The organism is Methanobacterium formicicum DSM 3637, assembly GCF_000302455.1.
Classification (GTDB): Archaea; Methanobacteriota; Methanobacteria; order Methanobacteriales; family Methanobacteriaceae; genus Methanobacterium; species Methanobacterium formicicum_A.
Map to the genome: position 1 here is coordinate 184378 of NZ_AMPO01000001.1, position 19242 is coordinate 203619.

Annotated in this window: 17 protein-coding genes; 8 read left to right on the forward strand and 9 right to left on the reverse strand. The window is 39.3% G+C overall.

All coding sequences use genetic code 11. The features are described from left to right. Nucleotides 1-108 precede the first annotated feature (108 nt). From mmp11 to A994_RS01060, 7 genes are all read right to left on the reverse strand, one after another. Nucleotides 109-1041 carry a methanogenesis marker protein 11 gene (gene mmp11, locus A994_RS01030; protein ID WP_004029391.1) on the reverse strand — a complete coding sequence of 311 codons (933 nt, stop codon included), beginning with the start codon at nt 1039-1041 and terminating at the stop codon, nt 109-111. Between the two features lie 115 nt (nt 1042-1156). Beyond that, nucleotides 1157-1567, reverse strand: coding sequence for a 6,7-dimethyl-8-ribityllumazine synthase (gene ribH / locus A994_RS01035; protein WP_004029392.1), 411 nt, complete (start codon nt 1565-1567; stop codon nt 1157-1159). A gap of 242 nt (nt 1568-1809) precedes the next feature. Next, nucleotides 1810-3006 carry an aminotransferase class V-fold PLP-dependent enzyme gene (locus A994_RS01040; RefSeq protein WP_004029393.1) on the reverse strand — a complete coding sequence of 399 codons (1197 nt, stop codon included), beginning with the start codon at nt 3004-3006 and terminating at the stop codon, nt 1810-1812. 212 nt (nt 3007-3218) lie between these two features. Then, nucleotides 3219-4205 carry an isocitrate/isopropylmalate family dehydrogenase gene (locus A994_RS01045; RefSeq protein ID WP_004029394.1) on the reverse strand — a complete coding sequence of 329 codons (987 nt, stop codon included), beginning with the start codon at nt 4203-4205 and terminating at the stop codon, nt 3219-3221. Between the two features lie 95 nt (nt 4206-4300). After that, the gene (locus tag A994_RS01050; protein ID WP_004029395.1) at nt 4301-4810 is read right to left on the reverse strand and encodes a 3-isopropylmalate dehydratase small subunit; all 510 of its coding nucleotides are present in this window, start codon (nt 4808-4810) and stop codon (nt 4301-4303) included. A gap of 98 nt (nt 4811-4908) precedes the next feature. Then, the gene (gene hacA, locus A994_RS01055; protein ID WP_004029396.1) at nt 4909-6159 is read right to left on the reverse strand and encodes a homoaconitase large subunit; all 1251 of its coding nucleotides are present in this window, start codon (nt 6157-6159) and stop codon (nt 4909-4911) included. Between the two features lie 128 nt (nt 6160-6287). Next, complete coding sequence (locus tag A994_RS01060; RefSeq protein ID WP_004029397.1) at nt 6288-6725, reverse strand: MarR family winged helix-turn-helix transcriptional regulator; 438 nt, start codon at nt 6723-6725, stop codon at nt 6288-6290. 317 nt (nt 6726-7042) lie between these two features. Between A994_RS01060 and A994_RS01065 the strand changes: the two genes are divergently transcribed. The 7 genes from A994_RS01065 (at nt 7043) to A994_RS12795 (ending at nt 16832) form a co-directional block, all read left to right on the forward strand. Next, nucleotides 7043-9418 carry an OB-fold nucleic acid binding domain-containing protein gene (locus A994_RS01065; protein WP_004029398.1) on the forward strand — a complete coding sequence of 792 codons (2376 nt, stop codon included), beginning with the start codon at nt 7043-7045 and terminating at the stop codon, nt 9416-9418. 112 nt (nt 9419-9530) lie between these two features. Continuing rightward, nucleotides 9531-10466 carry a DNA repair and recombination protein RadA gene (gene radA, locus A994_RS01070; RefSeq protein ID WP_004029399.1) on the forward strand — a complete coding sequence of 312 codons (936 nt, stop codon included), beginning with the start codon at nt 9531-9533 and terminating at the stop codon, nt 10464-10466. Between the two features lie 557 nt (nt 10467-11023). Beyond that, on the forward strand, nt 11024-13000 hold the full coding sequence (locus A994_RS01075; protein ID WP_004029400.1) for a CoB--CoM heterodisulfide reductase iron-sulfur subunit A family protein: 1977 nt from the start codon (nt 11024-11026) through the stop codon (nt 12998-13000). Between the two features lie 435 nt (nt 13001-13435). Further along, nucleotides 13436-14704 (forward strand): serine hydroxymethyltransferase, encoded by a 1269-nt coding sequence (glyA, locus tag A994_RS01080; protein ID WP_004029401.1) that lies wholly within the window; start codon nt 13436-13438, stop codon nt 14702-14704. Between the two features lie 225 nt (nt 14705-14929). Further along, nucleotides 14930-15622 carry a dihydromethanopterin reductase (acceptor) gene (locus A994_RS01085; RefSeq protein ID WP_004029402.1) on the forward strand — a complete coding sequence of 231 codons (693 nt, stop codon included), beginning with the start codon at nt 14930-14932 and terminating at the stop codon, nt 15620-15622. Nucleotides 15623-15840: 218 nt separating this feature from the next. Further along, nucleotides 15841-16230, forward strand: coding sequence for a HEAT repeat domain-containing protein (locus A994_RS01090; RefSeq protein WP_100222230.1), 390 nt, complete (start codon nt 15841-15843; stop codon nt 16228-16230). Between the two features lie 122 nt (nt 16231-16352). Next, the gene (locus A994_RS12795) at nt 16353-16832 is read left to right on the forward strand and encodes a nuclear transport factor 2 family protein (protein ID WP_157787242.1); all 480 of its coding nucleotides are present in this window, start codon (nt 16353-16355) and stop codon (nt 16830-16832) included. Nucleotides 16833-16936: 104 nt separating this feature from the next. On the opposite strand, the gene A994_RS01100 is transcribed toward A994_RS12795, so the two are convergent. Together A994_RS01100 and A994_RS01105 are read right to left on the reverse strand one after the other, a co-directional pair. Then, nucleotides 16937-17221 carry a DUF5750 family protein gene (locus tag A994_RS01100; protein WP_004029408.1) on the reverse strand — a complete coding sequence of 95 codons (285 nt, stop codon included), beginning with the start codon at nt 17219-17221 and terminating at the stop codon, nt 16937-16939. Nucleotides 17222-17374: 153 nt separating this feature from the next. Further along, nucleotides 17375-17764 carry a DUF192 domain-containing protein gene (locus tag A994_RS01105; protein WP_004029409.1) on the reverse strand — a complete coding sequence of 130 codons (390 nt, stop codon included), beginning with the start codon at nt 17762-17764 and terminating at the stop codon, nt 17375-17377. Between the two features lie 226 nt (nt 17765-17990). On the opposite strand from A994_RS01105, the gene A994_RS01110 reads away from it, so the two are divergent. Continuing rightward, the gene (locus A994_RS01110; RefSeq protein WP_004029410.1) at nt 17991-19031 is read left to right on the forward strand and encodes an SIR2 family protein; all 1041 of its coding nucleotides are present in this window, start codon (nt 17991-17993) and stop codon (nt 19029-19031) included. Nucleotides 19032-19242 lie beyond the last annotated feature (211 nt).

A 19242-nucleotide genomic window follows, 5' to 3' on the forward strand; every position in this document is an offset into this window, starting at 1 on the left:
GAATTATAATACTAAATTATCCAGTAAAAACAGATAAAGAAAAATTCAAAAAAAATAGAAGATCAAGATATAATTAACGTATCTATGTAAAAATAAGGCATGAAAAAATCAGTAATAAACCTTTACTGCCTCTTCAATATCATTGTACATCCCCAAAGCAGCTAATGCACCAATTTTACCCTGAGAACCTGTGACTTCCACCAGTTCCACTCCCACACCTTCAGCCACTTTTTCAGCTTCATCCACAGTTAGCATGGATTTTTTAGCAGCCTCTGAGTATGAACGGAGAGTTTCTGGGATATTTATGCCTTTAAGAACTGCAATTGCAGTTTTATCAGATAATGTATCTTTTTTAAGTAGTTTCACTACTTTTTGAACCAGTTCATCTTTTTCACCAGGTTTTACTGCGAATACTAAGGCAATGCCCACACAATTCTGGGTTTTATTGGGGTTATGGGGGTAAAGTTGAACCGTGATGTGATCCAAATACTCATATCCCTGTTTAGCAAGTTCTGCACCTACGTTATGAGCTAAGGTCCAAGTAGCACCTTCATCTTTGGTGTCAGTATCATCAATACCAATAACCACTTTTTCCATTATGGGTGTGACTACAGTAGCCCTTCCCACCTTGGATCCACCCCCAATATCCTGAAGTTCTACTCGTTTGACTCCTTCAGCCATTCCCCGGCACATAGCTGCCCCCACACCGGCACCAGCCAGTCCAGCATGAACCACTTTAACTTCATCTTCTTCAACACAGACTTCTTCAATCCCCGCAGCATGTAAACTGGGTTTAAGGCTTAAATTAGATTTACCAGTTTTCACCAGAAATGTGTGTTTATTACCATCTCTTTTAGCGTTTAGAACTATATCACTGCTGTGCTGGTACTGGTAGATCATCCACTGTGATCCGCTGATGCAGGGGTGGTATTCCACAATTTCCACCAGGTCCTCATCTACCATGGTGAGAACTTTCTGGTAGGGTGCAACCCATGGGTCCTGGAATTTATCCTTTAAGTCTTGTGGGGTGAGTATTTCCATAAAATTCCTCCAAAAAAAATCTGATTATGACAATGTACTGTGAATTAGTTTATTTTTATGATTTAGGCTTATTCTAAAAAAATAATAAAATAATTGGATAGGTCTATTAATCCAACTATTTGAGCCGTTCAGTCATTTTTACTACGGCTTCAACGGCACGTTTGGCATAATCTATCCTCTGATGAGCTTCAAGACGTGTCATGCCAGGCCCGGTGATTCCTAACCCCACTGGTTTATCGTATTCTAAGGCCAGGTCTGCGATTTTACGGGAGGCGTGCTGGACTACGATTTCATCATGGGAAGTGGCACCTTCAATAACCGCCCCTAACGTAACCACGGCATCGATATCATCCTGCTCTAAAAGCTTTTTTATAGCTAAAGGCATGTCAAAAACACCAGGAACAGTTATTACCTCTGTTATTTCTGATTCTAAAAATTTAGCGTGTTCTTTAGCTAGTTCTAACATCATGTGAGTGATGTCATAATTAAATTCTGCAACTACTGCACCTATTCTTACTTTTACCATGTTTAATGCCTCCCTAAACTTTTGATGATGTTGATTAAATTCAAACTTTTTACATAATCATTTCAGTTATTATTCATTTTACCGTATTTTAACAACTATCAATAACATGTATAAATCTGGTTACACGTTTAAACTTATATATAAGCTATGATAGCAGCTATTGAGCTGGTACTCATGATTATTATTATAAAAATGGCTATCCACTGAGGTCTGGTCATTTCTTTTGTCTCCTTTAATCTTGATTATCCCAGGAATTTAGAAACCTCTTTGAGAGTCTCAGCCAATATTTCTATTTCTTCCCGAGTATTGTAGTAATGTATGGATGCCCTGACGGTTCCACCCACCTCATAAGCCCCTATATGTTTCATTGATGGTATTGCACAGTGAAAACCACTCCGGACACATATGGATCTACTCTCGTCCAGTATCTTGGCCAGGTCGTGGGGGTTTATATTATCTATATTGAAGGAAACAATACCATAAATATTTTCTGGACTGCCGTAAACTGTGACCTTCTCCAGATCATGAATCTCACAGTACATGAACCTGGTCAGTTCTCGGCTGTGTCTCTCCACATTGGACATTCCAATTCTCATCAAGTAGTCCAGGGCCGCACCCAGACCAATAAACCCTGCAATGTTTTGAGTGCCACCTTCAAAGCAATAAGGGGCTCCAGTGAGTTCAAAATTATCTTCAGTGACCTGGTCAACTGTTCCACCGCCCAGGTTAAGGGGTTGTAATTTTTCCTGCACATTCCGGGCACAGTACAGGAACCCAGTTCCAACTGGACCTAAAAATCCTTTATGTCCCGGGAAAGCAACAAAATCAGCCCCTAACTTTTTCACATCAACTCCCATATGCCCTGCAGACTGGGCAGCATCAACAAGGTACAGTGCTCCAGTTTCACTGGCTATCTGGGCGATTGCCTCCACTGGTTGTACTGAACCTATGGAATTGGAGATGTGGGTGATACTTATTAGTCGAGTGTTTTCATCCACTGCCCTTTCAACTGAATCTGGATCAATCACTCCGTTTTCATCTGCACTTACCACCCTTAATTCCACGCCTTTACTGCGCAGATTAAGCCAGGGCACCATGTTGGAGTGGTGTTCAATGTTAGGGACAACAATGTTATCCCCTTCCTCAAATTCAAGACCACGTGCAACCATGTTTATGGATTCTGTGGTGTTTTTAGTGAAAATAATCTCATCAGGATAAGCATTCACAAATCCTGCAATCTTTTTCCGTGCTTGATCCATTTTCTCAGTGGCCCGGATTGCCATTTGGTAAGCACCTCGACCCGTGTTGGCATTGTAATTGTAGAAATAATCACACATGGCATCCACCACTGGTCTGGGTGTGGGGGTGGTACTGGCAGCATCCAGATATATGACATCTTCCAGTAAGGGAATATCCCTTCGAACATCGGTTGTTTTCATAATATGCCTTAAAATTTACTTTAAATCTAATTATCAATATGGTTTAAATTAGTATATAAAAATTTAAGAAATAATTTGTATAAAAAATAAATAAAAAAATGGGTTAAAACTAAGAATTAAAAAATGGGAATATAAATGAGAAAATAAAAAGAATATATAAAGTAGGCATGGAATATGGTTGCCTACATTGACTGATTGTTTTACTGATTTTTCTATTCTTCCAGTTTCTTTCTGACCTCTACAGCCATTTCCATGGTGGATGCATTACCACCCAGATCTCCGGTTACTGCTTTACCTTCTGCCAGGACTTCTACCAGGGCATTTTCAAGTTTTCGGGCTGCATCGTTTTCTTCCAAGTAATCCAGCATTAACACTGCAGATAAAATCATGGCAGATGGGTTTGCAGTTCCTTTACCTGCATGATCTGGTGCTGAACCATGCACTGGTTCAAACAATCCAATTTTTTCTCCAACGTTTGCTGAAGGGGCCAATCCCAAACCTCCTGCCAGCCCTGCCGCTTCATCAGACAGGATGTCTCCAAAGAGGTTGGTGGTTACTATTACATCGAACATTTCTGGTCGGGTGATGAAGAACATGGCAGTGGCATCCACGTAACGATCATCCAGTTCCATATCTGGATAATCCTTGGCTACTTGGTAGAATGTCTCCCTGAAAAGCCCATCAGTTTTTTTGAGGACGTTTGCCTTGTGTACTGCGGTTACCTTCTTCCTACCTGTTTTTTTAGCATATTCAAAGGCATACTTACATATCCTCTCGGCGGCTTTTCGGGTGGTAACTCGAAGAGCAGTTGCCCCTTCCTCACTTTCCTCTTCCAGGCCAATGTATAAGCCTTCTGTGTTTTCACGGACTATGACAAAATCCACATTATCGAAAAGACATTTTGTACCAGGATATGATTTTGCCGGTCGGATGTTAGCGTACAGTTCCAGTTCCTGGCGCAGTTTAACGATCACATCAGCTGCTGATTCCCCTGCAGCCCCGAACAGACATGCTTGAGATGCTTTGACTATTTCCACGGTTTCTTGAGGTAATGCCACCCCTGTTTTTTCCATGTACTCATCTCCAGCATCGGCGAATGTGTAATCAAATTCAACATCAACTGCTTCCAGGACATGGAGCGTTGCTTCCATAACCTCTTTTCCAATTCCGTCTCCGGGTATAACTGCTATTTTATACATATAAACACCTAAATTTTTTATCCAAATCTTTTTTAATATTCACCCTTAATTCATCCGAGTTTTCCAATTAAAATCTTTAATAATCATTTATTTTACTAATCCTTTATCTCGGCAAGATGGTTCCTCAGGTAACTGATTAGTCCTCCTTCGTTCATGATCCCCATCATGAAATCAGGGAGCGCTGTTATCTGGAACTCTTTGGAATTTGTTAAATCCTTTAAAACACCTTTATCAATGTCTATCTGGATTTCATCTCCTTCTTCGATGTTTCGAGAAATACCTTTGGCTTCTATAAGGAGTAATCCAATGTTTGTGGAGTTTCTGTAGAATATTCTGGCAAAGGATTCTGCTACCACTGCAGATATTCCTGCTCCTTTTATGGCGATTGGTGCGTGTTCACGTGATGATCCGCAGCCAAAGTTTTTCCCAGCAACAATTATGTCACCTTTTCCTACTTTTTGTGAGAATTCAGGGTCGTATCCTTCCATAACGCATGATGCGAGTTCTTTTTCCCCCGTTAACACCAGGTATCTGCCAGGAACTATTATATCAGTGTCCACGTCATCCGGGAACTTCCAAACCTTTCCTTTAAGTACTTTTTCCATAATTACCACCTTTAAATATCGTATAATGATTAATACCTTGTTTAAGATCTTTAATTAGATCAAAACTTCTAATAACAATTAAATCATCTTTAGATGTTTTATCTTGGATCTGTTATTTCTCCCTTGATTGCTGATGCTGCAGCTACTGCGGCGGAGCTGAGGTAGACTTCTGCTTCAGGGCTTCCTTGTCTTCCTTTGAAGTTCCGGTTGGATGTGGAGAGGCTTACTTCTCCTGGTCCCAGGAGTCCTACGTGACCACCCAGGCAGGGCCCACAACAGGGGTTGCATACCAGGGCACCGGCATCCACAAATATGTTCATCAGGCCCTGATCCAGTGCTTGCCTGTATATTTCGCGTGAGGCCGGTATTACCAGCATCCGGACATCAGAAGATATTTGTTTTCCTTTCAGGATTTCTGCTGCCACCTGCAAATCATCCAGGCGTCCGTTGGTACAGGACCCCAGAAATACCTGGTCTATTGGTGTTCCTTCCACTTCAGTCACTGGTTTTGCATTGTCCACATGGTGGGGGCAGGCTATCTGTGGTTCCAGGTCATTTACATTCACGTACATTGTAGTGAGGGAATCTGCATCTTCATCGGTTTTGAAAGCCTGGTAAGGTTTGTTAGTGCGTCCTTTCAGGTACTGGATGGTTTTCTCATCCACTTCCACCATTCCAGTTTTACCCCCCATTTCTATGGCCATGTTACACAGTGCCATTCGCTGGGATACCGACATGTTACTGGTTGTTTCTCCTCCAAATTCACAGGCCTGGTAAGTTGCACCATCCGCCCCTATTTGTCCAATTATGTTTAAAACCACATCCTTGGAGTAAACATGCCTACCTAGTTTGCCTTCTATTTCGAATTTTATGGTTTCTGGGACCTTGAACCAGAGTTTTCCTGTGGCAAATACCATTGCCATGTCTGTTGATCCGATTCCAGTAGCAAATGCACCCAATGCCCCATGAGTGCAAGTATGAGAGTCGGTTCCTACAACCACTTCCCCAGGAATTACATGTCCTTTTTCAGGAAGCACCTGGTGGCAAACTCCTTCCTTAACATCGTAGAAATTGTTTATTCCCTGTTTATCCACGAATTCCCTCATGAATATATGGTTTTGGGCTGCTTCCAGGGAATCTGCTGGTACCTGGTGGTCGAAAAGAACCACGATCTTTTCAGGGTCCCATACTTTTTCCACTCCTATTTTCTGGAAGGATTCCACAGATAAAGGTCCAGTTAGATCATGGGTCATGGCCACATCTATATTGGCCATAACAATATTTCCTGCCTCTGTTTCTTTTAATCCTGCTGATTTTGCCAGTATTTTTTCTGCCATGGTCATTGACATGTGCTTTCCTCCATTTTAAATGTAATTTATGAATTATTTACCTTGCAACTATATTTCATCTGTAATTTTAAATCGGTAATTTCAATTTGGGAATTGAATACTTCAATTGGGAATCAGGGATTTTGATCTTATTTTGAAAACCCTAATTCAGAAATGGTTATTTTGTTTACAATTTTTACAAAAATTTCAACCTCTTCAGGGTTTAAAATCTTTGAAATTTTATTTATTGTGTTTTTATGAACCTGTTTGTGCATTTCCATTATTTGATTGCCTTTAGGTGTTAACTGCAGAGAGTAAAAACGTTTATCTGCATTGGATTGAATTTTGATCACAATTCCCAGATCGATTAACTGGTTGATGGCCACTGAAACCGTTGATTTTTTCACATCCAGTTTTTTGGATAGTTCGGAAACACTTATTCCCTGGTTTTTGTCGATAAGTTCTATGTAGTACAGTTGTCGTAGGGTGTATTCTTTTAGATCTCCGGTTCGAAGTTGTGTTTGGAATTTTCTCATTAAATCGCTTAGTTTATCCATTGATTCTACCAGTTCAAGCTCCTGATTCATGGTTTTCACTCCACCAATTATATAGTTTTATCTAACTAACTATTATATATAATATTCCATATGCTCAAAGATTTTTAGCAGTTCACCATCTATTCAACAATTTCCATCTAAATAAATAATGAAAAACACAACCATAGACATATTACTTCTCAAAAGCTCGGACTAATCACATCATATATATTCTATATAGGGAACAAGTGGACAGGAGTAAGCGAGATAGTAATAAGATATAAATATTATGTAATACTAACCAGTATATTGAATAGAATAGATGATTTAATAATAGGACCCAAGAGAGATATTGGTGAGGGAATAAAATGAGGGAAATGAGCCAAGAGATAAAGGACGAATATGAGAAGATTCAGGATAAAATCTCATATGAAGACTTCTTGAAAAAGATGGAAGAATATAAAAAGGAAAACGCAGACGTAAGCTTTATCGACGATATTAGTATAGCTCATATGGTAGTAGGAGATTATATCACCGAAAAAAATGAGCCCACAGAAGAAATAAAAGATTTTTGGAAGATAGAAGAGTTAGAAACTGGCAAACAACACATAAATCTACTGGGACGAGTAATGAGCATATCCAATGTTAAAAAATTCACCAGTAAAAGAGGTAAAGAAGGAAAATTAGCAAATTTAATCATTGCCGACGACACTGGGCGAATAAGAGTTGTTTTTTGGACTGAAAATATCAAATTACTGGATAAATTCCAGGAGGGCGATGTAGTTCAAATCAATGATGTGGAAATAAAACAGGGATTCCGTGATGATGAAGCCCACCTAAACATACAATCCTCCCTGGAAAAGCTAAACTCGACTGATTATCCAAATTTACCACCATATAATGATAAAATAACTCCTTTAAATGATATCAAGGGAGATATGGAAGTAAATGTGATTGCACGTGTCATTAGAATTCCCAGGGTAAGGTCATTTGATAGGAACGGCCGTGATGGTAAAGTAGCCTCACTGGAACTGCAGGATGATAGTGGCACTATGCAGTTCACCCTTTGGAACAAAGACACCAATCTAATTGATGATCTGGAACTGAAAGAAGGCGATGCCATCAAGGTGCTGGGAGCTCAAAGCAGAGTTCGCAATGGAGAAGTATCCCTAAGCCATTCCTGGATTGGGAGGATAGTAAAGGGAAAATTTGACGTTCCAGAATACCATGAAGACATTCTAAAAATCGGAGACGCCCATGAAATGAGGAATGTGACCCTGGTGGGCCTGGTTAACAAAGTTTATGACACCATAACCTTCGAAAGAGACGATGGCACCACTGGAAAAGTGAAATCCATGGAATTACAGGATGACACTGGTGTTATTCGCCTTACACTATGGAATGAAGACACCGAAATCGAGACTAAAAAGGGAGACATCCTGAAAATCATAGGAGGTAACATTGAATTCGACGATTATTCAGGTACCAATTACAGGGTTAACACCAACTGGAACACCAAACTCATCAATAACCCCCCAATAGACCAAAAAATGAAAGATACCCTGAATGAAGTTGGCAAATACATCAAACCCCTGAAAATCAACGATTTAAATAGTATAGAAGAGGATGGGGAAGAAGTAGATATTGTTGGACGCGTGGTTAATCTGTATGAACCTAACGAATTCCAGCGAGATGATGGTACCTCAGGTATGGTTAGAACTGCAGAAATTGCCGACGATACTGGAATGGTGCGAGTCTCCCTGTGGGATAATAAAGCAGAATACCCGATGAAAGAAGGAGATGCAATTAAAATTGAAAACGCACGCACCCGTCTTGGTGATTATCAGGTGGATCTCAGCGTTGGCAAAACTTCCAGACTAATTGAACCCACAGAAGAGGAGATAAAAGATTTACCATCACTAAAAGATGTTGAATCAATGATCTACCAGACTAAGAAGATTCATGAGTTGGTTGAAGGCGACCGGGATGTGAGCCTCTTCGGCAGGGTTTTAAGTGTGGCAGAACCCACTCAGTTCACTAAAAGTGATGGCAGTACAGGTATAGTTCGCTCAATGGAAATTGCCGATGACAGTGGAGTGGTTCGAGTTTCACTCTGGGATGATCAGGCAAACACCTCATTTAAAGAAGGTGAAGCAGTAAAAATTGAGAATCCGCGTGTTAACCTTAGAAATAATAATATAGAGCTCAGTGTAGGCAGAACTACCATTATAACCAAACCAGAAGAAGATGAGGCATCGGTTCCCAGTTTGGATGAAATAGAAGGAAAATTATATCCCTCCAAGAATATTGGGGATATTGAGGAAGGGGACCAGAGTATAAAAGTAAGTGGAGAAGTAGTAGACATTCGAGGTAGCAAGATACTGTTTGAAATGTGCCCCAACTGTAACAAAAGAGTTAACTGGGTGGATAATGCTTACATCTGCGATATCTGTGGTGAAGAAATCAAAAAACCAAATATGTTAATGATCATCAGCCTCATGCTGGAGGATGATACCGGTACCATAAGTATCACCTTCTTCCGTAAGGCAGCAGAAGAAGTTCTGGGTATGACCACTGCCGAAGCCGAAGAGATCATTGCCACCACTGGAGATGAAGGATCCCTGGAAGAGAAAGTGGGAGATCTGGTGGGTCGGCAGATTACAGTGATCGCTGATGCAAGTTTCGATGAATATAACGAGGAAGTGCGTTTAAACGCCAGGAAAATGGTTGATGTTAAACTTTAAGTATCTGTAATGGAAAAATAAAAAGTATAAATTAACTTTTAATCCATTCAAGAACATCCCGGTTTGTAAAAAGTATTTAAACTAATTAAACAAGTTCAAAAAGGAGATTAAGATGGTGGAACTGGAAGATTTACCCAACGTGGGAGAAAAAACCGCGCAGAAATTAAGAGATGCTGGTTTTGCAGATATGATGCGGCTGGCCACAGCAACTGCCAAAGAACTCAGTGTTAAAGCCGAAATTGGTGAGGGCGTTGCAGAAAAAGTCATTGAAGCTGCTCGTAAAGCAGAACAGATTGACTTTGAAACAGCCCTGGATGTAATGGAACGCAGAAAAGATGTGGGCCATATAATCACAGGAAGCACCGGTTTAGATGAGTTGATTGGTGGAGGAATAGAAACACAGGCAATAACCGAGGTTTTCGGAGAATTCGGATCAGGTAAAAGCCAAATATCCCATGAAATTGCAGTTACTGTGCAATTGCCCCCAGAAAAAGGAGGATTATGTGGAGAATGTGTTTTTATTGACACTGAAAATACTTTCAGGCCAGAAAGGATAAAACAAATAGCAGAAGGTTTCACTTTAGATGTAGATGAAGTTCTAGGCAAAATACACATTGCCCGGGCATTTAACTCCAGCCACCAAATACTCATGGCTGATAAGGTCAACGAACTCATACAAAAAGGTGTGAATATTCGTCTGGTAATTGTTGATTCCCTTACTTCTCATTTCCGTGCAGAATACGTGGGAAGAGAGTCCCTAGCCACCCGACAACAGAAACTGAACCAGCACCTGCACACCCTGCAGAACATAGCAAACACCTACAACGTGGCAGTCTTTGTAACCAACCAAGTGCAGGCCCGTCCAGATGCATTCTTCGGAAGCCCCACCAAGGCTATTGGAGGACACGTACTGGGACACGCCTCAACGTACAGGATATGGCTCAAAAAGGGACTTGCAGGCAAACGTATTGCCCGTTTAGTGGACAGCCCACACCTACCTGAAGGGGAAGCTGTGTTCAAGGTGGTTACCGAAGGAATTGTTGATTAACCCCTACCGGAGAATGAATCATTCTTTATTCTCCATTTATTTATTTATAAAAAGATTTATTTAAAAAAAGAGTTCAAAATCCGCTTATTTTTTTATTAACTATTTTAATGGTCATAATCATCAATGTAATAATATATTTACTAATTATTCCTTTTCTGGCAATCCTTTTCTACAGACATTCCCTAATCCTAATTCTTTAAACTATAGGTTGAGTGATCCCTACCAATCACTACACTGATATAAATCAAGATTATATAATCCCATTATTATTATTTTAATGCAAAACTATTTACTATCCACTTATAACCAGAAACAATTATTTACCAGAATGCTACTCTGTGCAGAATAACTTACATAAATACGAAAATTCAAGATCAAAAATATTAAAACAAGTGAAAGCTCTTAAATAGGACAATTAATGAGAATTGATGGAATATTATTCTACTATATAAACCTTGTTTAAAAATTTTAATAGAAAACTTTATCCGTATAATAGATACAACCCTACACCATAAGATTAGTTAACTATCACAATGTGGAAAAAATAGGTGATCTAATTGGCAGAAGAAAATAAGCAAGAAACAACTGAAGAACCAAAAATCGGAGTCTACACATGTCACTGTGGTATCAACATCGGTGGAGTCGTTGATATTGAAGCAGTGAAAGAATACGCAGCAACCCTGCCCAACGTAGTAGTATCCGACGAATACAAATACTTCTGTTCAGACCCTGGACAGGACATGATCCAACAGGATGTTAAAGACGGTAAAGTTAACAGAGTAGTAGTAGCAGCATGTTCACCACGACTTCACGAACCCACCTTCCGAAGGTGTGTCAGGGAAGCCGGACTTAACCAGTTCTTATTCGAATTTGCAAACCTGAGGGAGCAGGACTCCTGGGTGCACATGGGTGAACCTGAAAAAGCAACTGAAAAAGCCAAAGACCTGGTCCGAATGGCTGTTGCTAAGGCCCGACTCCTGGAACCACTGGAAGCATCCAAGGTTAAAGTGGATAACAAAGCTCTAGTTATAGGTGGAGGAGTGGCTGGTATCCAGTCTGCACTCGACCTGGCTGATATGGGATTCAAAACCTACCTGGTGGAAAAACAACCCACCATCGGTGGACGAATGGCCCAGCTGGATAAAACTTTCCCTACCCTTGACTGTTCCATGTGTATTCTAGCTCCTAAGACTGTGGATGCTGCAAAACACGAAAACATCGAACTCATCTCCTTTGCTGAAGTGAAAGAAGTTCACGGTTACATTGGTAACTTCAACGTAGTAATTGAGAAAAAACCAAGATACATTGATGAAGATATCTGTACCGGTTGCGGAAGCTGTTCCGAAGTTTGCCCAATAGAAATGCCCAACTACTTCGATGAAGGTATGGGTATGGTCAAAGCAACCTCCATTCCATTCCCTCAAGCTGTACCTCTGGTGGCCAGAATTGACAAAGATTACTGTATCGATTGCAAACTCTGTGATCAGGCATGTGGTAACGGAGCAATTAACCACGAACAAAAAGCAGAACGTATCGAAATCGACGTGGGTACTATCATCGTAGCTACCGGTTACGACCCATACAACCCAACTGAGAAAAAGGAATATTCCTACGCAGATGCTCAAAACGTCATCACCGGCCTAGAACTGGAAAGACTCATCAACGCATCCGGACCTACCATGGGTAGAGTCTTAAAACCATCTGACGGTGGACACCCAAAAAGTGTGGCCTTCATCCAGTGTGTGGGTAGCCGTGACGAACAGATCCACAAACCATACTGTTCCCGTGTGTGCTGTATGTACGCTATGAAAAACGCACAGCTCATCATAGACCACGAACCTGACACCGAAGTCGCAATTTACTACATGGATATCAGGGCATTCGGTAAAGGATTCGAAGAATTCTACAGAACCTCCCAGGAAAAATACGGTATCAAGTTCATCCGCGGACGACCAGCTAACGTCCTGGTTAACCCAGACGAAACCCTGACCATCCGTGCAGAAGACAGTTTACTGGGTAAAGTCACTGAATACAACTACGACATGGTTGTTCTCTCTGTTGGACTAACCCCACCAGAAGGATCTGAAGAACTCAGACAGACCATCGGTCTATCCAAATCTGCTGACGGATTCCTCATGGAAGCTCACCCCAAACTACGACCAGTTGACACCCTCACTGACGGTGTTTACCTGGCAGGTGTGGCTCAAGGACCTAAAGATATTCCTGACGCTGTGGCCCAGGCTTCTGGTGCCGCTGCCCGAGCAGCAATACCAATGGTTAAAGGTGAAGTGGAAATTGAACCGATCATTGCAGTGGTCAACTCCGATGTCTGCGGTGGATGTGAAGTCTGTTTAGAACTATGTCCATACGGAGCAATTGAAAGGAAGGATGAAAAAGCAAGCATTAACGTTGCACTGTGTAAAGGATGCGGAACCTGTGTAGGTGCCTGCCCATCCGGTGCAATGGATCAGCAGCACTTCCGAACCAGCCAGATCTTCGCTCAGATCGAAGCTGCTATGAACCCAGGTAAATAAGGGTAACCCCCTTTTTTAACCTTTTTTTATTTTTATGGTCCAATTTTTTAGAGAGAATCCTATTTTTTAGAGCCATATTTAGAGTAATCCCGTTTTTGAAGTTATCTGAAGTTATCTGAAGTTATCTGAAGTTATCTGAAGTTATCTGAAGTTATCTGAAGTTATTTTTAAAATCATTATATCTGAACAACTCAAATTCAAATATTATCTTGAAGAAATGAAAACAAAAACGTTTTTTAAGAAAAACACATCCTAATCCCTGAAAAATGAAAATTAATCCTTAAAATTCATTTTACTTTTCTTTATATCATTGGACAGGATGATTTGGAAAGTATTTATATTGCCTCAATTTTATAGTTCCCTATACTAAATTATATTATCCCTATACCAAACCCGTTAATGTAAGATCATCATGATTTGGCCGGGAGGAAAATAATGTCAAGTAATGAAAAATACGCCCAGGAAATAAAGGATATCACCAAAAAACATCACGAATGGATGAAAAATAGTATAAATCTCATTGCCAGTGAGAACATCACCAGCATCAGCGTCAGAGAGGCACTGGCCACTGACCTATCCCACCGGTATGCAGAAGGACTGCCCTGTCACCGGTTGTATGAGGGATGCCAGTACATTGATGATATTGAAAACATCACCATTGACCTATCCAAAAAGCTGTATAACGCAGAGCACGCAAATGTTCAACCCATATCAGGCGTAGTTGCCAACATGGGATCTTTTTTCGCATTAGCCAATCACGGTGATGGTATGATGGCCCTGGAAGTTCCAGTAGGAGGTCATATCAGTCACGCCAATGTTAGTGCAGCGGGTATCAGAGGACTCAAAGTATCACCCCACCCCTTTGATGAAAAAAACATGAACATAGACGCTGACGCCATGAAAAAGGAAATACTCACCCGTAAACCAAAAATAGTCCTTTTAGGTGGTAGTTTATTCCTCTTCCCACACCCTGTGGAAGAAGCCAGAGAAGCAGCAGATGAAGTGGGAGCCAAAGTAATGTACGATGGTGCACACGTTCTGGGACTCATTGCTGGAGGCCAGTTCCAGGATCCATTAAGAGAAGGAGCAGATTTACTGGTGGGAAGTACCCACAAGACATTCCCTGGACCCCAAGGAGGTATAATTCTTTGTAAAGAAGAATTAAGCAAAAAAATTGATGATGCTGTCTTCCCCGGTGTGGTAAGTAACCATCACCTGCATCACTTAGCTGCCCTTGGTATAGCCACTGCAGAAATGGCAGAGTTCGGAGCAGCCTATGCACAGCAGATCATTAAAAACGCCAAGGCACTGGCTCAGAGTTTCCATGAACTAGGCTTCAACGTACTATGTGAGGATCTGGGATTCACTGAATCCCATCAGGTGGCCATGGATGTCTCCAACATTGGAAAAGCATCAAAGATGGCTAAAGACTTGGAAGCAAACAATATAATCCTCAACAAGAATTTATTGCCTTGGGATGATGTTAACCGCTCCGATGACCCATCAGGCATAAGGGTAGGAACACAAGAGTTAACTCGACGTGGATTAAAGGAATCACACATGCCAGAAGTTGCTGAACTTATAAGAAAGGTAGCTGTTGATGGTAAAGATGCTAAAAATGAAGTATCTGAATTTATAAGTTCTTTCGACACTGTACATTATGCTTTCCGTGGTGAAAGAGCCTACGACTACATAGAATTTTAATTAATGTTGATTAATTCATCATAAAAAGAATTGGAGTATCATCAGAAACTTTGAATATCATCAGAAAATAATCCATGGATTATATCAAGAATTAAATTTTATATCCAGAATTAGCTCATGAAATAAAGGAAGGATGATCCAAAGATGGATGATGATATAAATATTCAACATTAAGTTTTGAAATAGTCGACAATAGGTAAATCATTGATTAACAAAAAGATAGTTATGAAAATTGCTTGGGCATTCACCGGAGCCGGCCACCTGCTCTTGGAAAGTGTGGAAACACTGGAAAAAGTTGCAGGGAAACATCAGGTCACTGTGCTGCTTTCAGGTGCTGGTGAAGAAGTGCTGAAGATGTACGGTCTTTTTAACCGTGTTAAAGCTGTTACCGGCGGTTATTATCAGGAACTGGTTCTGGAAAAAGACCAGATGTGGAGTTATCCCATATCCGGTCGTTTTTCCCTGGGAAGATATGACCTGTTGATTGTTTCCCCCACCACTTCCAACACCATTGCCAAACTGGTGCACGGAATCGCAGACAGCCTGGTGACCAATGCAGTAGCCCAATCAGGTAAAGGAAAAATAAAAACCCTGCTGGTACCGGTAGATATGGAATCCGGAGACCTGGAAACCGTACTCCCCTCTAAACTGGAGCTGGATCTGTGTCAGAACTGTTCTACTTGCGAGGCAGCAGCTGCATGCCCTCCAGATGCCATCACCCCGGGAGTGGAGATAAACCTCCTGAAATGTCAGGGTTGTGCTGCATGTCAACTTGCGTGTCCCTACGGGGCGGTGAGTGGGGGTAGCATCATCACCATACACATGCGTGAAATTGACGTGGAAAACACCCGGAAATTGCACCAGCTGGAAGGAGTGGAAGTCTTAAAAGATCCATCAGAAATTTTGACTCATTTTTAATTAATTTTAAAATAACCAATTAATTTTTTTAAATTGTTTTCTGACATGAAAACTAATAATCAGTTTAATACTTTTTTATTCCTATCTTTCTTCATTTTCCTGTCTTTAAATTTCCCAGATCTTCTAATTAATTAAGGATCAAAAACATATTATTATCAACAAAATCTTGACCAAAGTTAAAATTAGGTGATGAAAGTCAATAAGGGGGTATAAATTTGGTGGAAGAACATAAAAGAATTGATTTTCTTGTGGAAGAACTAAATAGTGATGATTGGAAGGTTCGTGAAGATGCCGCTGAACTTTTAGGAGAAGTTGGTGAACCTGACGCAGTGCAACCTTTAATAAATGCCCTGGAAGATGAGGATTGGCATGTTAGAGAGGCTGCTGCACTTTCTCTGGGAATATTTGAAGATGAAAAATCTGTAGAACCTTTGATTAGGCTCATGGATGATGAAAAAGCTAACGTGAGATACGGAGCTGCTATCAGTCTCTCCATGATAGGTGACGAGCGCGCTGTGGATGTTTTACAGAAGGCAACTGAAGATGAAAACTCAGTGGTTCGTAAAGTTGCCATAGTGGCCCTTAAAGAGGTTAAAAATCGTATTTAAATAGTTATAACACCCTGTGAATATTTTGTTATATGCATAATTAGGAAGGAGCATGATGAATGACGCTACCTAATTAGGAATATCATTGCAGGAACAATTTACGCATAGAAATGATAGTGGATATGAATGATACCTGGCTAGGAATGATACTGCATCAATTAGGAATGATAAACATGGCAGATAATGTGCAACAAAAAGTACTTGATCTTCTGGAAAAATATGTTCAAGCCTATCACGAGAAAGATCTTGATAGCATTTTAAAACTCTTTGCAGACCGTGATGATCTGGTATTAATTGGAACTGGATATGATGAATGGATCAGAGGCTATGATAACATTCGATCCGGTTTTGAAAGAGATTTCAAGCAAGCAGATAATATACAGGTTAAGTTCAGGAAGGTTTCAGTTTCATTTTCTGACAATGTAGCCTGGTTGTCAGCTCACATGACAATGGATACCAGAGTAGATGGTCATGATATTTATCTTCCAGGTCGCCTAACTGCGGTGGTCCTTAAAATTGATGGTGAATGGCTTTTCACACAACTTCATTATTCATTGCCCTCTGTTGAGCAGGAAGAAGGCAAATCCTGGCCGGATATTTAAAAAACTAGCGATGAAAAAGGTTGATTATTGAAAAGTATAGAAAATAAGGATAGGAAAAAAGTAGTAAAAAGGATAGAAAAAATAGAAAAATTATAAAACGATTTTCAATCATCCATCAAATCAAATAAGTATGCAGTCATCTCTAGCTCTTCTCTTGCCAGATAATCGTCCAAACGATTTTTTGAATCTCCAGTACCAAAGGGGAAGTACTCCTCTTCAAAATAAACATTCATATACAATTCATTTTCCTTAACCGTAACTGGATCCTCTAGAAGCCCCCCCAGTTTACGTAACTCTTCCTTATTAAGTCCTGTTACTTTGTAAGTCACGTAATATTTTTTTAAGCTCTCGGAAAATCCGTAATCAATAATTTTTACCCTAAACTGCAATATTATCCCCCCATGTTATGGCCTGATTTTCTTTTTATTCCTGTGAATTTTTATCCACTGATCCTTATTTCTCACTCATCTGAACTGATAATGACACACTGTAGATAATGACACACTGTATAATAACACACTGTCTTCATCATACTTAGTTATTCATGCAATTTCACAGGTGAAATCAAGTTCATCCCCTATTTGAGTATTTGATTCAGTTAGTTTACCCTTTTCCAGCTCAATAACATACCTGGCCGGTGCTACGGGAGTGTAAGTGGTCCATGGATCTAGGGTGACAGTATCCACCACTTTCATAGCAGAATCAACGAATACAACATCTAAAGGTATGCGCATGAAGAACATGTGAATACCCGAGGCCCTTCGACTCCGATCTGATGGTAATTTTAGAATAAGAGCTCTTTCTAACTTTTTAACTAACATTAATCCCTTGAAACGGGAGAAAAAACTGTTGGCTACATCTGCATTTCCCAGATTGGTGCCCTTAGTTTTATTTACTATAAACACATAACTCGTTTTTTTATCAATATGCATAGTTCGGCCTCTTTTAATATATAATCTTTACGGCGATGAGGATTAAATGAAATTTGTATTCATTGGTTCATTGATCTCATAATATTAAATCATGGGCATTATATTTTTTAAAAATTTTTGTATTGAAAATATTAACACAACTTAATTTATCTACTAAAAAAAAATAATATAAATTAAATTAAAAATGTCTGTTATGAATATAATGAGATCAAAAAGAGGGGGTTAAATGGCAGAAAACGTTATTTTTCTTGGGGCAGGAGCATCTACATCTAAAAATGCACCTTTACAAAGTCAATTATTTGAGAAATATTTTTCCTTAGAAACGACTAGCCCCTATGAACAAAAAATGAATGAAAGATTAACTAAATTTTTCAAAGATTTTTTCGCAATTGATGTTACAAACAATTTAGAGGAGATTAATTTTCCAGAATTTGAAGAGATATTAGGAATTCTTGAATTATCATTAAATAGAGAGGAGAGTTTCAAAAATTATGGATTATACCACAATAATCCTCAAATTCAACAGATTAAAGAAGATTTAATATTCTTAATCGCCATTACTATAGACAAAGAAATAAAAAGTAAACCAAAAAACAAATCCCATGAGATACTGACAAAAAGATTAATAGAAGAGAATGAAATTTGGCAAACTGATTTTATTAGTTTGAATTATGATATTATTCTGGATAATACGCTGACACGTATGCATGAAAATTATGATTTGGATTTAGATTATGGAATTGAATTTACGAATTTTGAAAACAATTATGAGGAGGATCCTTGGAAAAGACCTCTTCCCGAAAAAGCTGTTCACCTTTACAAACCCCATGGCTCCTTAAATTGGCTTTATTGTCCAACATGCATATCAACAACATTAACGCCAGAAGAAAAAGGAGCTGTGAAATTATTTTATGAACCAATAGACTGTGAAGTTTGTGGAAGTAAAATTATTCCAATTATAATTCCACCTTCGTTTTTCAAGGTTATGTCAAATAGGTATCTGCAGGAAATATGGTATAAAATGGAAGATTCATTAAAAAATGCTGAAAGAATCTATTTTTGCGGTTATTCTTTTCCAGATGCAGATATCCATATTAAATATCTTCTTAAAAAGGCAGAAATTAATGGAAATTCTAATCCTGAAATTTACATAATTAATAATTCTGAAAAAAAAGAAATAAAATCAAGTTATGAAAGATTTTTCAAATGTGATACGGTTAAATGGACAGGTCAATCATTTGAGCATTTCTGTAAACATGGGTTATAAACTCATTTAACTTACTGAATTTTAATATCATTACCTAGTCCAATTAACTTTTATTTTTGGAATGATTATTTATTGAAAAAAACCTTACATAATTCACTCATTAAGCCAAGATATTTATCGTGATTTTCAAACATCTTCTAATTTAATGAAGCGTTTTAAGTGAATAATCAGTACAAGATATAATTACAAATAATAAGTATCATTGCATACA

Excerpts from the sequence above, each read along its gene's own strand:
- mmp11 (WP_004029391.1), bottom strand. The coding sequence starts at position 1,041 with ATGGAAATACTCACCCCACAAGACTTAAAGGATAAATTCCAGGACCCA.
- ribH (WP_004029392.1), bottom strand. The coding sequence starts at position 1,567 with ATGGTAAAAGTAAGAATAGGTGCAGTAGTTGCAGAATTTAATTATGAC.
- A994_RS01040 (WP_004029393.1), bottom strand. The coding sequence starts at position 3,006 with ATGAAAACAACCGATGTTCGAAGGGATATTCCCTTACTGGAAGATGTC.
- A994_RS01045 (WP_004029394.1), bottom strand. The coding sequence starts at position 4,205 with ATGTATAAAATAGCAGTTATACCCGGAGACGGAATTGGAAAAGAGGTT.
- A994_RS01050 (WP_004029395.1), bottom strand. The coding sequence starts at position 4,810 with ATGGAAAAAGTACTTAAAGGAAAGGTTTGGAAGTTCCCGGATGACGTG.
- hacA (WP_004029396.1), bottom strand. The coding sequence starts at position 6,159 with ATGTCAATGACCATGGCAGAAAAAATACTGGCAAAATCAGCAGGATTA.
- A994_RS01060 (WP_004029397.1), bottom strand. The coding sequence starts at position 6,725 with ATGAATCAGGAGCTTGAACTGGTAGAATCAATGGATAAACTAAGCGAT.
- A994_RS01065 (WP_004029398.1), top strand. The coding sequence starts at position 7,043 with ATGAGGGAAATGAGCCAAGAGATAAAGGACGAATATGAGAAGATTCAG.
- radA (WP_004029399.1), top strand. The coding sequence starts at position 9,531 with ATGGTGGAACTGGAAGATTTACCCAACGTGGGAGAAAAAACCGCGCAG.
- glyA (WP_004029401.1), top strand. The coding sequence starts at position 13,436 with ATGTCAAGTAATGAAAAATACGCCCAGGAAATAAAGGATATCACCAAA.
- A994_RS01085 (WP_004029402.1), top strand. The coding sequence starts at position 14,930 with ATGAAAATTGCTTGGGCATTCACCGGAGCCGGCCACCTGCTCTTGGAA.
- A994_RS12795 (WP_157787242.1), top strand. The coding sequence starts at position 16,353 with ATGAATGATACCTGGCTAGGAATGATACTGCATCAATTAGGAATGATA.
- A994_RS01105 (WP_004029409.1), bottom strand. The coding sequence starts at position 17,764 with ATGCATATTGATAAAAAAACGAGTTATGTGTTTATAGTAAATAAAACT.
- A994_RS01110 (WP_004029410.1), top strand. The coding sequence starts at position 17,991 with ATGGCAGAAAACGTTATTTTTCTTGGGGCAGGAGCATCTACATCTAAA.